Origin of the sequence: Pseudogulbenkiania sp. NH8B (assembly GCF_000283535.1) — a bacterium.
GTDB classification, from domain to species: Bacteria; Pseudomonadota; Gammaproteobacteria; order Burkholderiales; family Chromobacteriaceae; genus Pseudogulbenkiania; species Pseudogulbenkiania ferrooxidans.
On record NC_016002.1, the window covers coordinates 4,102,942 to 4,117,500 of the forward strand.

The window sequence follows — 14,559 nt, forward strand, 5'->3', positions numbered from 1 at the left end:
TGTCGGCCACGCCGCCGCTGGAGACCATAATATGAAAACCTTACTGTTTGCCCTGATTGCCGCCGGCAGCCTGTCGGCCTGTGTCGTCGAGCCCGCCCACGTCCGCGTGCGCGCCCCCGTCGTCCTCGAACCCGCCGTGGTCGAGCCCGCCTACGGCGGCGGTGGCTTCTGTCCGCCGGGGCAGGCCATGAAAGGCCGCTGCTGATCCCCGCCCGAGACAGAAAAAAGGCCGCAAGTGCGGCCTTTTTTCGTTTATGGGCCGACGGCCGCTTGCCGCGGAAAGCGGTGTAGTCCCGACTCGGTCACCAGGTAGTCCAGCTGCACGTCCCACGGCTCGCGGGGCACCCGCGCCACGCGCTGGCAGTCGTACGCCACCCCCACCAGCAGCGGGCGGCGGCGGTGCACCTGACGGTGCCGGAACGCCAGCGTGGTATCGTAGAAGCCGCCCCCCTGCCCCAGCCGATAGCCTTCCTCGTCCACCCCCAACAGCGGCACGAACAGCACGTCCAGCTTGTGGGCGCGCAGTACCGGGCCATGGTACTCGGCGATGCCGTAGCGCGGGTGGCGGCTCCAGCGGTTGGCCGTGCCCAGTCGGGAAAACCACAGCCGGCGGCCGCGATCCGGAATTTGCGGCAGGAACAGCACGGCGCCACGGAACAGCGCGGCGCTCATCAGCGGCTCGAGGTCGAGTTCGGAACCGGCCGCGAGATAGCCGCCGATGCGCCGGCCGCGTGCCAGGAAGCGTCGGGCATGGCGCGCCACCGCCTCGGCAGCGGCCTGACGATAGGCGCGCGGCAAGGCCATGCGGGCACGACGGATGGCGCGGCGCAGGGCATGCTTGTCGTCGGGGGTCATGGACACGGAAGTGGTCACGATGGAATGGAAGGGAGAGCCCCCCGCGAGTGCCGTTCGGGCAAAATTCGCTTGAACCCTGTTTCCAGGGGGTCGCCTGCCTCGTGCATCGGGCACATCCGTCAGTGGGACGCGCGCACCCGCACGGTAGATGCTGGCAACCAAAGCGAACGCATTGGTTCAAAGGAATTTTTGAGCCGTCACGAACACCGCAGGGGATGAACTGATCTGTGCTGCGTCAGCTTCGCCGTTTAACCCAGCGAGTGCTGACTTTGTTGAAGCGCCGCATCGGCTGCTTCACTCATGGTTCGTATTTTACGCTGAAACTCGGCCATCTCCAAGCCACCCCCCACTTTTGTTTTCAGCAGATCGTGGGCGATATTGAGCGCGGCCATGATGGCGATCTTGTCGGCGTCGACGATGCGCCCCTGTCCCTTGATGGTGTTGATCTTGTCGGAGATCAGCTGCACCGCCTGCAGCAGGGTGTCACGCTCGGCCAGCGGCGTTCCTACGGTGAACTGCCGTCCCAGCAGTTCGATATCGACCTGAACTACCTCACTCATGCCTCATTTTCCTCGGCTTTGGGCAGCCGCTCGATCAGCGCCGCCACCCGGGTCTTGGTTTCCTCGACGCGGAAGTGCAGTTCGGCATTTTCCTTCAAGGCCTGCGCCAGCGCCTCGGCAAAGCGACCGTTCTGTGCTTCCAGCTCGCGGATGCGGGCGATCAGCGCCGCTACCCGGGATTCCAGATATTCAAGTTCTTTGTCCATGGCGGCGAGGATAGCCAAGCCTCGGCAGGGCGTCAAACCCCGCCGGGCGCCGCTGTCTCGGGGGCGGTACAACCGCTCGCGGCGGCCAGGAATGCGGGACTGGCGGCGCCCTCGGGCGGAGCCTTCAACACCAGCGGCAGACCGCAGGCGACCAGCGTAACGCGCTCGCAAAGGGCCGCGATATCCTGGTTGAGCCGCCCCAGCTCATCGACGAAACGGCGTGACAGCCGCCCCAGCGGCACCACGCCCCAGCCGATCTCGTTGCTGACCAGCACGATCTCGCCGGGCAGCGTGGCCAGGGCGTGCAGCAGGGCCGCCTTTTCACGCGCGAAATCGGCCTCGTCGAGGCCGTCGTCGAGGCAGAAGCGCATCAGCCACATGCCGAGGCAATCGACCAGCAACAGGGTGTCGGCGGCGGCGGCGCTCTCCAGCACGGCGGCCAGGCCGCGTTCGGCCTCGCACAGGGCCCAGTGGGCCGGACGGCGCTCCCGGTGCAGCGCGACGCGCGCCGCGAAGTCGGCGTCCGCCACCGCGGCGGTGGCGACGTAGGCGACCGGCCCCGGGTGGGCCAGCGCCAGCTGTTCGGCGAAGCGGCTCTTGCCGGAGCGCGCGCCGCCGCTGATGAGATGGGTCATGGCGGGATGATCTGCTGATGAAAAAGGGGGCGCGGCGGGACGCTTGGCCATCCGGTGTAGATACGGACGGCGGCCGCGGCGCTATTATACCCGCCGCTACCCACGCTTTCCCGACAAACTGCCCCCGTGGCCGGTACGCCTCTGTTGCCGTGACCCCGGGCTTGGCTTAAGGTCTCGCCCATGACGACATTCCTCTCCCCCATTGCCGCTCCCGATGCGGCCTCCGCCGCCCTGGCTCGCGCCCGCCAGGACACCCTGACCAAACCGGCCGGCAGCCTCGGCCAACTGGAAGCGCTGGCCTGCCGCTTTGCCGGCTGGCAAGGCAAGGTGCAGCCGGCACTGCTGCGGCCGGCGATCACGCTGTTCGCCGCCGACCACGGCGTGACGGACGAAGGCGTGTCCGCCTTCCCGCAGGCGGTGACCGCCGAGATGGTGAAGAACTTCGCCGCCGGCGGCGCGGCGATCTGCGTGCTGGCGCGCCAGCACGGTGCCCGGCTCGAGGTGGTCGACGCCGGCGTGGCCGGCGATCTCAGCGGCCTGCCCATCGTGCACGCCAAGGTGCGCCGCGCTTCGGCCAACCTGCGCCGCGAGGCCGCGCTCTCCCTGGCCGAGGCGGAAGCCGCACTGGCGGTGGGACGGGACGCCGCACGCCGCGCCGTGGAAGCGGGCGCCAACCTGCTGGTGGCCGGCGACATGGGCATCGGCAACACCACGCCGTCGGCGGCGCTGATCTGCCGCCTGTCCGGCGCCGCGCCGGAGATCGTGGTCGGCCGCGGCACCGGGGTCGACGACGCCGGCCTGGCGCTCAAACGCCAGGTGGTGGTGGACGCGCTGGCGCGGCTGGCCGGGCGTGAGCTGGCGGCGCTGGAGGTGCTGGCCGAGCTGGGCGGGCTGGAAATCGCCGCCATCGCCGGCTTCTACCTGGAAGGCGCCGCGCTGGGCGTGCCGTCGCTGGTGGACGGTTTCATCACCAGCGCCGCCGCGCTGGTGGCCAAGGCGCTGCAGCCGGCGGTGGCCGACTGGCTGATCGCCAGCCACCGCTCGCAGGAAACCGGCCACGGCATCGCGCTGGAAACCCTGGGCCTGACGCCGCTGGTGGAACTCGGCCTGCGCCTGGGCGAGGGTTCCGGCGCCGCGCTGTGCCTGCCGCTGCTGCAGTCGGCGATCCTGCTGCACAACGAGATGGCCACCTTCGCCGAGGCCGGCGTGTCGGAAAAGGCCGAGTGAACCCGTACACGCTGACCTTGCTGCGCCACGGCGACATCGACCACGAGGGGCGGCTGGTGGGCCGCCTCGACCTGGCGTTGAACGAGCGCGGCCGGCGCCAGCTCGCCGCCAGCTGGCAGCGCGTCAACGCCCTGGCGCCGGTCACCGCCATCGCCAGCTCGCCGCTCAAGCGCTGCCGCGAATTCGCCGTGCAGCAGGCGCTCGCCGGCGGCGTGCCGCTCAAGCTGGACGAGCGGCTGGCCGAGTGCGACTTCGGCACCTGGGACGGCATGGCGCTCGCCGAGCTGGCGGCGCGCCACCCCGACTGGAGCCAAAGGTTGGCCGAAGGCTCGCTCGACGCCCCCGGCGGCGAGGACTTCGACACCTTCCGCACCCGCGTGCTGGCCGGTTTTGCCGGCTGGATGAGCGAGGCGCGCGGCAGCCACCGCGTGCTGGTAAGCCACGGCGGCGTGATCACCGTGCTCTTGGCCGAGCTGCTCGGCACCGGCTTCAACGTGGCGCGGCTGTTGACGGTACAGCGTGGCGGCTTCGCCCAGCTCTCCATTCTCGACGGCCACCCCGCTTACCTGCTGCGCCTGGAGCCGCCATGCGCGGACTGATCCTGGCGCTGCAGTTCCTCACCCGGCTGCCCACCCCGGCGCTCGAGGAATACCGCCCGGAGTGGCTGGCCGACAGCGCGCGCTGGTTCACCGTGGTTGGCGCGCTGATCGGCGCCCTGCTGGCGGCGGCGCTGTGGCTGGGCACGCGCGTCGACCCGTGGCTCGGGGCGCTCGCCGCGCTGGGCGCGTGGGTCTGGGTCAGCGGCGGGCTGCATCTGGACGGCCTGGCGGACCTGGCCGACGGTCTGGGCGCCGCGCACCGTTCGCGCGAGCGCATGCTGGCGGTGATGAAGGAGCCGCACGTCGGCAGCTTCGGCGTGATCGCGCTGGTGCTGGCGCTGATTGCCAAGCTGGTGCTGCTGATGCTGCTCGCCAAATCCTCAGCCAACCTGTGGGGGCTGCTGCTGCTGCCGGCCTGGGCCCGCCTCGGTGCGGTCTGGTGGTCAGTCTCCCTGCCGCCGCTGGCTGCCGGCAGCGCCGCGCTGTTCGCCGGCAAGCCCGACTGGCGCGCCTTGGCGCTGGGCGCCGCCGCGCTCGCGCTGCTCTCCGCGCTGCTCGCCCCGGCCCTGCTGCTGGCGCCGCTGGCGCTGTGGGGCTGGCGCCGTTTCCTGGCGCAACGCGTCGGCGGCATGAGCGGCGACTGCCTCGGTGCCGGTGTGGAGTGCAGCGAGATCGTGCTGCTGGTGCTGCTGGTCGTCGCCACCGCGTTCTGAACCCCGGTGCCGGGCGTTGCCGTCCGCCCTCAGTGCAGCGGCAGCGCCGCCTCGCCACGGTGGCGGTCCACCACTTTCCACGGCAGCACCGGCCATTCCGGGTACTCGCAGGCGCGCGCCACGCGCGGGAACGACGGCCCAAGGTACAGCCCCTGCGGCAGCAGGTACCAGGTCGGCAAGGTCCACAGCCCGCTGTCGCGGTAGTCGCAGCCGTCGTCCTTGCCCGGCGACGCCATCTGCTGCGGGTAGAGCTGGCGCAGGGTGCGTGCCAGCCACGGGCCGAGCACCTTGTTCTGGTAGTCGTAATTCTGCAAATGACCGTCGGCATCACGCGCCAGCCGGGGCTTGCCCTGGCCCAGCCACAGCACGTCCTCCAACTGCAGTTCACGGCCGCTCTGCACCTCGAGGTTGAGCGGGTTGTCGCCGAAATCGGGGTGGGCGCCGCCGCAGTCGAAACTGGTGAACACGCTGGCGCTGAGCACGTGTTCGTTGAGCAGGCGCGGCGTGACCGTCTGCTCGTAATCGAAGCCGCGGCGGCGCGCACCGCCCAAGGCACAGTCGAAGTAGCCGTTCACCTCCTGCCAGTGCCGGCTCTCCAGCACGCGGTTGAGGCGCTGCTGCACCCCGGCGGGGTAGCCCTCCTCCACCCGGAAGAAGCGGATCTTGCTGACCGGCTCCTGCCACCAGCGCAGCCGGTAGCTGCCGACGCGCTGCTCCCGCCCCGGACGCAGCGTCAGATCGGCCAGGCGCACGAACTCGTAGGGATGCTGCTGGCGCAGCCGTGCCAGCGCGGCCACCTCGCTGGCGGGCAAGGCGTCGGGCGGCAGCGGGCTCAGGCTGACCGGCTTGCTGCCCTGCCAGCGCCCCTGCCAGCCGCCCTTGCCGTCCGGGCGCAGCACCAGGTCGGTACGGCTCTCGTCGTAGCCCTGGTTCTCGCCCAGCATGACGCTGCCGTCGGCGCGGCGCTGGCCGTCCAGCGCGATGTCGTGGTGATACTTGCGGTAAAAGTAGCGGCCGTCGGCCTTGCCATCCTTGGCGAGGTTCAATTCCATCACCACCGCGGCGCTGCCAATCTGGCCCTGCAGCAATTGCGCTGCCGCCGGCAGCGGCGACAGCAGGCCGGCCGCACCGAGGGTGGCGAGGCCGACACGGAGCATCATGGTCTTCATACGGGTATCCGGCATCGATCTGACAGCAGCATACAAAAAACAACGCCACTGCGGGCAGTGGCGTCATCGGAGAGGGGGCGGGAGGAACGCTTACAGCGTGCCGGCCAGCTTGCGGTTGCGCAGCAGGCACAGCAGATCGCAGGCGATGTGCGCCGCGGCCAGCGCGGTGATCTCGCTCTGGTCGAACGGCGGCGACACCTCCACCACGTCCATGCCGACCAGGTTGACGTCGCCCAGGTTGCGCACGATCTTCAGCGCCTGCGCCGTGGTCAGCCCGCCCGGCACCGGGGTGCCGGTGCCCGGCGCGAACGCCGGGTCGAGACAGTCGATGTCGAAGGTGAGGTAGGTCGGGTTGTCGCCGACGATCTCCTTGATGCGCGCGATAGCGGCATCGGTGCCGTGGTCGTGCACCCACGGCGCATCCAGGCGCTGGATGCCCATGAAGTCGTCGTTCCAGGTGCGCAGGCCGACCTGCACCGAGGTCTGCGGGTCGATCAGGCCGTCCTTCACCGCCTTGTAGAACATGGTGCCGTGGTTGAGCGAATCGGGGCTGTCGTCCGGCCAGGTGTCGCAGTGCGCGTCGAAGTGGATGATCGACAGCGGCTTGCCGAACTTCTCGGCGTGCGCGATCAACAGCGGGTAGGTGACGTAGTGGTCGCCGCCGAAGGTCAGCATCTTGGCGCCGGAGGCCAGGATGGTGCGCGCGTGCTCGATGATGCTGTCCTTGATGGTCAGCGGGTTGTGGGCGTCGAACCAGCAGTCGCCGTAGTCGATCACCGCCAGGTCGTCGAACGGGTCGAAGCCCCACGGAAACGGCTTCAGTTCGGCCAACTGCACGCTGGCGGCGCGCACCGCCGCCGGACCGAGACGCGCGCCGGGGCGGAAGGTCACCGCCAGGTCGAGCGGGATGCCGGAAATCGCCACGTCGACGCCGCTGAGGTCGCGCGTGTAGTTGCGGCGCATGAAGCTGAGCACGCCGGCGTAAGTGTTTTCGATTGAGGAACCGTACAGCGAGGTACGACGAATGGCGCCATCGCCATGAATCGTGTGAGACATGAAACTCTCCGTCAGAGAGTACGCCGGAGCGGCACCACAGCCGGCACCGACGCTTCCCGTCCATCTTGCGAGCCGACGGGTTGAGGCTGCCGCGCCGCCTTGGCACGGAGGCCGATAGTGTGCCGCGCCGGCCCGGTACTTTCAAGCCCGCCGGGGTTGGCCGAAGCCACCCCGGCATGAAAAAAACCGGCGGGGACCCCGCCGGCAGAGGCTTCAGAGGTACGACGACAATCAGGAGCCGATCACGCCGCCGTCCAGCTTGCGGATCACCACGGTAGCGGCGCGCGGCCGGCCGGCTTTCGGCCCCTCCGGCCAGCTGGAGATCGCCAGCGGCTTGTCCGGATCGGAGCGCTCGCTGTCCGGCTCGCCCGGGTGCTGGATATTGATGAACAGCGTCTTGTTGTCCGGGGTGAAGGCGATGCCGGTGATCTCGCAGCCGTTCGGGCCGGTCAGGAAGCGACGGAACTCGCCGGTCTCCGGCACCACCGCCAGCATCTGGTTGTTGCCCATACCCTGGTACTCTTTCATGTTCACCGTCGAGGTGGAGACGTCGGTCTCGACCCACAACACGCCGTTGTAGTCGAACTTCAGGCCATCCTGGCTGCCGAAATAATCGCCCTTGATGTTGCCCTTGTGCTCCGGCTTGGCCGCGTCGGGACGGCCCGCCAGCGCGAAGATGTCCCACTTGAACACCATGGCGGCGGCGTCGCCGCCGTGCTCGTTCCAGCGGATGATGTGGCCGAACTTGTTGTCGGCGCGCGGGTTGGCGGCGTCCGGGCCCGGCTTGCCGTCCTTGCCGCGGTCGCTGTTGTTGGTCAGGGTGCAGTACACCTCGCCCGGCTTGTGGCTATGCACCGCGATCCATTCCGGACGGTCCATCTTGGTGGCGCCCATCACGTCGGCCGCCATGCGCGCCTTGATCACCACGTCGCCCTGGCTGGCGAAGCCCTTGTCGGCGCTCAGACCGTTCTGGCCGGCCACCAGCGGCAGCCACTGGCCGGAACCGTCGGCGTCGAAGCGCGCCACGTACAGCGTGCCCTCGTCCAGCAGGTGCATGTTGGCCTTGCGGTTTTTCGGATCGAACGTGTTCTTGGAAACGAACTTGTAGATGTACTCGAAGCGCTGGTCGTCGCCCATGTACACCACGGCGTGGCCGGACGGGGCGATCGTCACCGTCGCGCCTTCGTGCTTGAAACGGCCCAAGGCCGTGCGTTTGACCGGCTTGGCTTTCGGATCGAACGGATCGATCTCCACCACCCAGCCGAAGCGGTTCGGCTCGTTCGGGTTGAGCTGGGCGTCGAAGCGGAAATCTTCCCATGCCCACTTGTAGCCGGCGTCCTTGTTGGAGATGCCGTAGCGCTTCTCCAAGTCGGTCAGCTTGCCGGAATCGTTGACGAACACGCCGTCGAAGTTTTCTTCGCAGGTGAGGTAGGTGCCCCACGGCGTCGGGCCGCTGGCGCAGTTCTGGAAGGTGCCGAGCACCTCCATCCCCTTCGGGTCGGCCTCGGTCTGCATCAGCGCGTGGCCGCGCGCCGGGCCCTGGATGGCGATCGGAGTGTTGGCGTGGATGCGGCGCGCGTATCTGGACGGGCGCACCACCTTCCAGCCGCCCTTGCCGGTGGCCTCGACCTCGATCACCGACACCCCCACCGCCGCCTGCGCCTTCTTCACCTTGTCGGCGTTCCAGGTCTTCATGCCGTCGCTGTGCAGCAAACCGTCGTCGGTGTATTCGTGGTTGATCGCCATCAGGCCGTGCTTGGAGCCGGTAGAGCCCAGCGGCAGCGGGAAGAAGGCCATGCCGTCGTGGTGCATGCCGGCCTGCAGTTCCTGCTCGGCGGCGCTGTTGGATGCATCCGGCTTGAACGCCGGCATCGCCCCCTTGATGCCGACCGGATCGCCCCAGGCGTACAGCACGTCCGCCACGTAGCCTTCCGGCACCACCACCTTGTCCTCGAAACCGAACGGCACCGGCTTGAAGCCCAGCACCGGAGCCTTGCGCGCGAACGGCATCTGCGCCGCCTCGGCCAGCGTGGCCAGGCTACCGCCCAGCAGGCCGGCCAGCCCGGCCGCCCCGGTGCCTTTCAGCACGCCACGGCGCGAGAAACGCGCTGCCAGCACCTCGGACAGGGCCAGGTTGGCCGAAGGATTGGTCGGTTCGTCCACGCCGTGCTGCTTGATCCTGTAGCTCTCGCTCATTACAACGCTCCTGGAAAATCGGTCTCACCCCGCAGGGAATCGACCGCCAAGCCTAAGAGCTGGACATGACAAACAGATCACGACGTCATGTCAATTTGATGAATGATCGCGCGCCGCCCAGCCCTGCTGCTGCCACAGGCGCAGACGCAGCCTCACGTCGTACCACACCGGGCGCAAGCCGAGCAGGAACAGCCCGCCCGCCAGCGGCAGCGAAAAGCCGAAACCGAGATGCTTGAAACCCAGCGCCCCGACCACCCCGCCGACGAAGAACGACACCAGGATCAGCAGGTAGAGCCGCAGCTTGGCGTGATTGGCCTGCACCCGTTGCACCCGCGTCGGGCCGGCGCGATCAAGGTAGAGCAGCTTGGCCAGCTCGATGCCGATGTCGGTGGCGGTGCCGGTCATGTGCGTGGTGCGCAGCAGCCCGCGCGACAGCTTGGTGACGATGGTGTTGTGCATGCCCATGATGAAGCACAGCAGCAGCACCGTCGGCGGCGTCAACAGCCCCTTGTGCGTCGACAGCCCCGCCCCCAGCAGGCCGAACAGCAGCAGCAGCAGGGCCTCCTCCATGATCGACACGCCGTAGCCGCCGCGCAGGCGCCGGCGCCGTGCCCAGATGATCAGCCAGGTGGAATGCATCGCCCCGGCCACGAAGCTCACCAGCATCAACAGCGCGGACAGGGCCAGGCGCAATTCGCCCAGCGCGAAATGGTCCGCCATGCTGGAGACGACGCCGGAAACGTGGGAGGTGTAGCGGTGTACCGCGAGGAAACCGCCGGCGTTGAGGGCGCCGGCGCTGAACGCCATCGACCAGCCGAGCTGATGGATGACCCGGTCGTTGAAAGGCCCCCGGTCCAACAACCGGGTGATATTGACGCGTCGCGACATGGCAGCAGATGGCCAAAGAAAAAGCGGCAGGAGCGCCGCTTTTCAATAATGCGCCGCCCGCTGCGCACTGGCAAGCGGGCCGACGTTCACGGACACGCCGCCAGCGGCACTCCCGGCAGCAAACGCTTCTGCAATGCCTCAAGATGCGCAACCTGCTGCGCGTTCAGCGCCCCCAGCGTGAGCCGGGTGCGGGTCACCTGCTGACCACGCGGCTCGACCTGCACCTTGGCATACCCCGCCGCCTTGGCCTTGGCCGCCAGCGCCTGGGCCGAGGCCTCGCTGCCGAACAGACCGAGCGACACGCTGCCCTTGCGCTCGTCGTTCTGCACGATGTAGCCGTCGAAACCCTTGCCCTTGAGCTCGGCCAGCAAGGTCTGCGCTTCGGCCGGCGTCGCCAGCGCCGGGTGGAAGACCCAGAACTTGCCGCTGCCGCGCAGCTCGCTGCTCTGCGTCTCCTTGAGCTGGCCCGCGCCGAGCTTGAGCGATGCCAGGCGTGCCTTCACGTGAGCCAGCTGGCGCGCCTCGAACGGCCCCCACTGGTAGCACGCCAGCGCCTCGGGCTTGGCTACCGCGACCTTCGGAGCGGCCTCGACCGGGGCCGGCGGCACCGCTGCCAGCTTGGGCGCAGGCACGGGCTTGGCCTCCACCGGATTCGGGACTGGCACGGCTGCCTTTCCTGGCGCAACCGCCGGCACGGCATCGAGCGAGGCCGGCAGCGCGGTCGGGGTCGCCGCGGCGGCCGGCGCGCTCGTCACCACCTTCGCCGTCATGGCGACGGGGGCCGACGCGGCGACCCAGCCGGCCGGCAGCAGCTTGAGCGACTCCGGACTGACTTCCTGGGCGTGGATATCGACCGTCGGGTGCGGCTTCAGCGCCCCGTACAATGCCGCCACCAGATTCAGCCCAACCACCAAGGCTAGAAACCACTTCATGATTCGCCCGCCACTTTTAACAATCCCATGAGGACCAGATTATCCACGATCCGCAGCGGTGCCGCGAGCCAGGGTGCCAGCCGCTCGGCATCGCCCCCGGTCAGCAGCAGTTCGGCCGGCCCGCGTCCGGTGGTCTCGGCCAGACGGCCCCGCATGCGCTCGATCGCGCCGCACAAGGCGTCCACCGCCCCCGACGCCAGCGCATCCTGCGTGCCTTGCGGAAATGCCACCACCTGCCCCGGCACCCGGTTGAGGTTGGCGGTACCGCGCGCCAGGCTCTCCAGCATCAAGGCATGCCCGGGCAGGATCAGCCCGCCCAGATAATCGCCCTCGGCGGTCAGCGCCTCCACCGTCAACGCGGTGCCGGCACAGGCCACCACCACGTCGCCAGCAACCAATTCGCGCGCCGCCAGCACCGCCAGCCAGCGGTCTGCCCCCTGCTCGCCCGGGTCACGGTAATGGTTGCATACTCCGCCACCGTCACGCTGCGACCTCACCCACTGCACCGGCTGCGGCACCACCGCCTCCAGTGCCGCCGTCACCGCCGCACTCGCCACCGAGGCCGCGTGCACGCCGCGAATGGGATACCCCGCCCAGACCGCGGCCAGGGTCGGGATGTCGGCGTGCGCCACCGCGCCCTGCGCCAGCCAGTCGCGGCCATCGTGCAGCGCCCACTTCACCCGGGTATTGCCGGCGTCGATCAGCAGCTTCACGACAACGGCCTCAGGCTCACTTCGCCGACGTGGAAGCGCTGCATTCCCGCCGCTGTTTCCACTTCCAACGCGCCGTCCTCGGCCACGCCGCGGGCGATACCCTCGATCGGCTCGCCGTGCGAGAACGACAGGCGCACCGGGCTGTCGCGGTGCGCCGACAACGCCAGCCACTCTTCGCGTACTGCGGCGAACCCCTGTTTGGCAAAGGCGTCGAGAACCTGCTGCAGCTCGTTGAGCAGCGCCGCCAGCAGGGCATTGCGACCCACACGGACACCGGCCTGATCCAGCGCCGCCACCGGCTGATCGACCTCGCCCGGCGATTGCAGGTTGAGGCCGATGCCGATCACCACCGCCGCCGGCCCCATCGCCTCGCCGGAGAGCTCGATCAGGATGCCGGCCAGCTTCTTGCCGTCGAGCAGCACATCGTTCGGCCACTTCAGCATGACCGGCGCCCCCAGCGCGCGCAGCGCGCGCGCCAGCGCCACGCCGACCGCCAGCGACAGGCCGGCGAGCCCCGCCAGACCCTTGTCGAATCGCCACAGCAGGGAGAAGGTCAGCCCCGCCCCCAAGCGCGCCTGCCAGCGCCGGCCAAGACGGCCGCGCCCGGCGCTCTGCAACTCGGCGGCCAGCACCAGGCCGTGCAGATCGCTGCTGGTGGCATGCTGCATCAGCTGGGAATTGGTCGAATCGATGCGCTCCGCCACCGCCACGGTAAGGGCCTCAGCCGCCACCGGCGAGAGTCCGGCGCGGATCGCCGCCACATCCAGCCATTCGAACCCTTCGGCCAACTTGTAGCCCTGGCCGCGCACGCTGTACACCGTCAGGCCGAAATCGTTCTCGATGGCGTGCACCGCCTGCCACACCAGGGTGCGCGATACTCCCAGCTGCTGCGCGATCGCCTCGCCGGAATGAAAGCGGCCGTCGGACAACGCCCTCAGCACCGCGAATGCGTATTGCTCGCTCACGCCTTGCCTTCGCTTTCGCGGATCTTCTGCAGCGTCGCGGTGGTCGAGGTGTCGAACAGGAACGGGATCGAATGCACCTGGCCGCCGCGTCCCAGCGTTTCAGCCGCGCCGACGATGCGGTCCGGGGTCCAGTCGCCCCCCTTCACCAGCACGTCGGGCTTGACCAGCTCGATCAGCTCGGCCGGGGTATCGCTATCGAACCATGTCACTAGGCTGACGCTCTCCAGCGCCGCCAGCACTGCGGCGCGGTTGCCTTGGGAATTGATCGGACGGTCGTCGCCCTTGCCCAGGCGCTTGACCGAGGCATCGGTGTTGATCGCCACCACCAGGCCTGCCCCCAGCGCCGCCGCCTGCGCCAGATAGGTCACGTGGCCGCGATGCAGGATGTCGAAGCAGCCGTTGGTGAAGACCAGCGGGCGCGGCAGCGCCGCCAGCCGTTCGGCCAGTTGCTCCGGCGGACAGATCTTGTTTTCAAACAGGGGAGAGGGATAGCTCATGGATTTCCTTCAAACTGACCGCACGCGGCTACGCCAGCGCGCCACGGCCTTGCGGCTCGACAAGTCAGTCAGGATACCATCCGTCACGGCGGCCCCCAAGCGCCGCCTTGCCGGTAAAACGGCGGCGCCCAGGGATTCACGCCGCGGGTGCAAAGCCAAAAGCCCAGCTCGGATGAGCTGGGCTTTTGTAAGGGGAGTCTGGCGGTGTCCTACTTTCACACGGCAATGCCGCACTATCATCGGCGCTAAGGCGTTTCACGGTCCTGTTCGGGATGGGAAGGGGTGGGACCACCTCGCTAAGGCCGCCAGACATAAACTGTCAACAAACGGGAAGAAGCCTGGAAGCCTCTCAGCTTCCATTTCGAATTGGGTAATCGATCGTACGTCGCACTCTATTCACCGCGTGGCCCAAGCCACTCAAATGATAGGATCAAGCCTCACGAGCAATTAGTATCGGTTAGCTTCACGCCTCACAGCGCTTCCACACCCGACCTATCAACGTCCTGGTCTCGAACGACTCTTCAGGAGGGTCAAGCCCTCAGGGAAGTCTCATCTTCAGGCGAGTTTCCCGCTTAGATGCTTTCAGCGGTTATCTCTTCCGAACTTAGCTACCCGGCAATGCCACTGGCGTGACAACCGGTACACCAGAGGTTCGTCCACTCCGGTCCTCTCGTACTAGGAGCAGCCCCCGTCAAACTTCCAACGCCCACTGCAGATAGGGACCAAACTGTCTCACGACGTTTTGAACCCAGCTCACGTACCACTTTAAATGGCGAACAGCCATACCCTTGGGACCGGCTACAGCCCCAGGATGTGATGAGCCGACATCGAGGTGCCAAACTCCGCCGTCGATGTGAACTCTTGGGCGGAATCAGCCTGTTATCCCCGGAGTACCTTTTATCCGTTGAGCGATGGCCCTTCCATTCAGAACCACCGGATCACTATGTCCTGCTTTCGCACCTGCTCGACTTGTCGGTCTCGCAGTTAAGCCACCTTATGCCATTGCACTATCAGCACGATTTCCGACCGTACCTAGGTGACCTTCGAACTCCTCCGTTACACTTTGGGAGGAGACCGCCCCAGTCAAACTGCCTACCATGCACTGTCCCCGATCCGGATCACGGACCAAGGTTAGAACCTCAAACACACCAGGGTGGTATTTCAAGGACGGCTCCACTGAAACTAGCGTCTCAGCTTCATAGCCTCCCACCTATCCTACACAAGTCTGTTCAAAGTCCAATGCAAAGCTACAGTAAAGGTTCACGGGGTCTTTCCGTCTAGCAGCGGGGAGATTGCATCTTCACAAACATTTCAACTTCGCTGAGTCTCAGGAGGAGACAGTGTGGCC

The 14,559-nt window shown here is 67.7% G+C and carries 16 protein-coding genes, 2 rRNA genes and 1 other RNA gene (1 of these 19 only partly in view); 4 read left to right on the forward strand and 15 right to left on the reverse strand.

The window, feature by feature from the left end; translation table 11 throughout:
* Positions 1–31 precede the first annotated feature (31 nt).
* On the forward strand, positions 32–205 hold the full coding sequence (locus NH8B_RS19000) for a hypothetical protein (RefSeq protein WP_014088698.1): 174 nt from the start codon (positions 32–34) through the stop codon (positions 203–205).
* Between the two features lie 47 nt (positions 206–252).
* Here NH8B_RS19000 and NH8B_RS19005 read toward each other — a convergent pair whose 3' ends face one another.
* The 5 genes from NH8B_RS19005 to cobU form a co-directional block, all read right to left on the reverse strand.
* Positions 253–855, reverse strand: a complete 603-nt coding sequence (locus NH8B_RS19005) for a 5-formyltetrahydrofolate cyclo-ligase (RefSeq protein ID WP_014088699.1) — start codon at positions 853–855, stop codon at positions 253–255.
* Between the two features lie 34 nt (positions 856–889).
* A non-coding RNA gene (gene ssrS / locus NH8B_RS20295) (6S RNA) lies at positions 890–1,073 on the reverse strand.
* A gap of 30 nt (positions 1,074–1,103) precedes the next feature.
* On the reverse strand, positions 1,104–1,415 hold the full coding sequence (locus tag NH8B_RS19010) for a cell division protein ZapA (protein WP_008952034.1): 312 nt from the start codon (positions 1,413–1,415) through the stop codon (positions 1,104–1,106).
* Entirely contained in the window at positions 1,412–1,621 is a 210-nt protein-coding gene (locus NH8B_RS19015) for a hypothetical protein (RefSeq protein ID WP_008952033.1), read from the reverse strand. Before NH8B_RS19015 ends, NH8B_RS19010 begins: the two co-directional genes overlap by 4 nt.
* A gap of 32 nt (positions 1,622–1,653) precedes the next feature.
* Positions 1,654–2,256: a bifunctional adenosylcobinamide kinase/adenosylcobinamide-phosphate guanylyltransferase gene (gene cobU / locus NH8B_RS19020; protein ID WP_014088701.1), complete on the reverse strand. Its 603-nt coding sequence runs from the start codon at positions 2,254–2,256 to the stop codon at positions 1,654–1,656.
* 180 nt (positions 2,257–2,436) lie between these two features.
* On the opposite strand from cobU, the gene cobT reads away from it, so the two are divergent.
* Genes cobT through cobS form a run of 3 tightly spaced genes read left to right on the forward strand, consistent with a single transcriptional unit; the run spans position 2,437 to position 4,795 of the window.
* On the forward strand, positions 2,437–3,483 hold the full coding sequence (gene cobT / locus NH8B_RS19025) for a nicotinate-nucleotide--dimethylbenzimidazole phosphoribosyltransferase (protein ID WP_014088702.1): 1,047 nt from the start codon (positions 2,437–2,439) through the stop codon (positions 3,481–3,483).
* Positions 3,480–4,082: a histidine phosphatase family protein gene (locus NH8B_RS19030; RefSeq protein WP_014088703.1), complete on the forward strand. Its 603-nt coding sequence runs from the start codon at positions 3,480–3,482 to the stop codon at positions 4,080–4,082. Before cobT ends, NH8B_RS19030 begins: the two co-directional genes overlap by 4 nt.
* Entirely contained in the window at positions 4,070–4,795 is a 726-nt protein-coding gene (gene cobS, locus NH8B_RS19035) for an adenosylcobinamide-GDP ribazoletransferase (RefSeq protein ID WP_041703161.1), read from the forward strand. The genes NH8B_RS19030 and cobS overlap by 13 nt, the downstream gene beginning before the upstream one ends.
* Before the next feature lie 29 nt (positions 4,796–4,824).
* On the opposite strand, the gene NH8B_RS19040 is transcribed toward cobS, so the two are convergent.
* The 10 genes from NH8B_RS19040 to NH8B_RS19085 all read right to left on the reverse strand — a co-directional run.
* A complete protein-coding gene (locus tag NH8B_RS19040) occupies positions 4,825–5,964 on the reverse strand; it encodes a hypothetical protein (RefSeq protein WP_041703163.1) in 1,140 nt (379 codons plus the stop codon).
* A 90-nt stretch (positions 5,965–6,054) separates the two neighbouring features.
* Complete coding sequence (gene speB, locus NH8B_RS19045) at positions 6,055–7,020, reverse strand: agmatinase (protein ID WP_008952027.1); 966 nt, start codon at positions 7,018–7,020, stop codon at positions 6,055–6,057.
* Between the two features lie 231 nt (positions 7,021–7,251).
* Positions 7,252–9,216 (reverse strand): PhoX family protein, encoded by a 1,965-nt coding sequence (locus NH8B_RS19050; protein ID WP_014088706.1) that lies wholly within the window; start codon positions 9,214–9,216, stop codon positions 7,252–7,254.
* A gap of 90 nt (positions 9,217–9,306) precedes the next feature.
* Complete coding sequence (locus NH8B_RS19055) at positions 9,307–10,104, reverse strand: YoaK family protein (RefSeq protein ID WP_014088707.1); 798 nt, start codon at positions 10,102–10,104, stop codon at positions 9,307–9,309.
* An 86-nt stretch (positions 10,105–10,190) separates the two neighbouring features.
* Positions 10,191–11,036 (reverse strand): SPOR domain-containing protein, encoded by an 846-nt coding sequence (locus NH8B_RS19060; protein WP_014088708.1) that lies wholly within the window; start codon positions 11,034–11,036, stop codon positions 10,191–10,193.
* The gene (locus NH8B_RS19065) at positions 11,033–11,749 is read right to left on the reverse strand and encodes a type III pantothenate kinase (RefSeq protein ID WP_014088709.1); all 717 of its coding nucleotides are present in this window, start codon (positions 11,747–11,749) and stop codon (positions 11,033–11,035) included. Before NH8B_RS19065 ends, NH8B_RS19060 begins: the two co-directional genes overlap by 4 nt.
* Positions 11,746–12,714 carry a biotin--[acetyl-CoA-carboxylase] ligase gene (locus tag NH8B_RS19070; protein WP_014088710.1) on the reverse strand — a complete coding sequence of 323 codons (969 nt, stop codon included), beginning with the start codon at positions 12,712–12,714 and terminating at the stop codon, positions 11,746–11,748. Before NH8B_RS19070 ends, NH8B_RS19065 begins: the two co-directional genes overlap by 4 nt.
* A complete protein-coding gene (locus tag NH8B_RS19075) occupies positions 12,711–13,211 on the reverse strand; it encodes an adenylyltransferase/cytidyltransferase family protein (RefSeq protein ID WP_014088711.1) in 501 nt (166 codons plus the stop codon). The genes NH8B_RS19070 and NH8B_RS19075 overlap by 4 nt, the downstream gene beginning before the upstream one ends.
* A gap of 196 nt (positions 13,212–13,407) precedes the next feature.
* A 5S ribosomal RNA gene (gene rrf / locus NH8B_RS19080) occupies positions 13,408–13,521 on the reverse strand.
* A 116-nt stretch (positions 13,522–13,637) separates the two neighbouring features.
* Positions 13,638–14,559 (reverse strand): 23S ribosomal RNA (locus NH8B_RS19085); it runs 1,969 nt beyond the window's last position.

Coding starts and splice junctions, on each gene's coding strand:
- NH8B_RS19000 (WP_014088698.1), top strand. CDS start 32: ATGAAAACCTTACTGTTTGCCCTGATTGCCGCCGGCAGCCTGTCGGCC.
- NH8B_RS19005 (WP_014088699.1), bottom strand. CDS start 855: ATGACCCCCGACGACAAGCATGCCCTGCGCCGCGCCATCCGTCGTGCC.
- NH8B_RS19010 (WP_008952034.1), bottom strand. CDS start 1,415: ATGAGTGAGGTAGTTCAGGTCGATATCGAACTGCTGGGACGGCAGTTC.
- NH8B_RS19015 (WP_008952033.1), bottom strand. CDS start 1,621: ATGGACAAAGAACTTGAATATCTGGAATCCCGGGTAGCGGCGCTGATC.
- cobU (WP_014088701.1), bottom strand. CDS start 2,256: ATGACCCATCTCATCAGCGGCGGCGCGCGCTCCGGCAAGAGCCGCTTC.
- cobT (WP_014088702.1), top strand. CDS start 2,437: ATGACGACATTCCTCTCCCCCATTGCCGCTCCCGATGCGGCCTCCGCC.
- cobS (WP_041703161.1), top strand. CDS start 4,070: ATGCGCGGACTGATCCTGGCGCTGCAGTTCCTCACCCGGCTGCCCACC.
- NH8B_RS19040 (WP_041703163.1), bottom strand. CDS start 5,964: ATGAAGACCATGATGCTCCGTGTCGGCCTCGCCACCCTCGGTGCGGCC.
- speB (WP_008952027.1), bottom strand. CDS start 7,020: ATGTCTCACACGATTCATGGCGATGGCGCCATTCGTCGTACCTCGCTG.
- NH8B_RS19050 (WP_014088706.1), bottom strand. CDS start 9,216: ATGAGCGAGAGCTACAGGATCAAGCAGCACGGCGTGGACGAACCGACC.
- NH8B_RS19055 (WP_014088707.1), bottom strand. CDS start 10,104: ATGTCGCGACGCGTCAATATCACCCGGTTGTTGGACCGGGGGCCTTTC.
- NH8B_RS19060 (WP_014088708.1), bottom strand. CDS start 11,036: ATGAAGTGGTTTCTAGCCTTGGTGGTTGGGCTGAATCTGGTGGCGGCA.
- NH8B_RS19075 (WP_014088711.1), bottom strand. CDS start 13,211: ATGAGCTATCCCTCTCCCCTGTTTGAAAACAAGATCTGTCCGCCGGAG.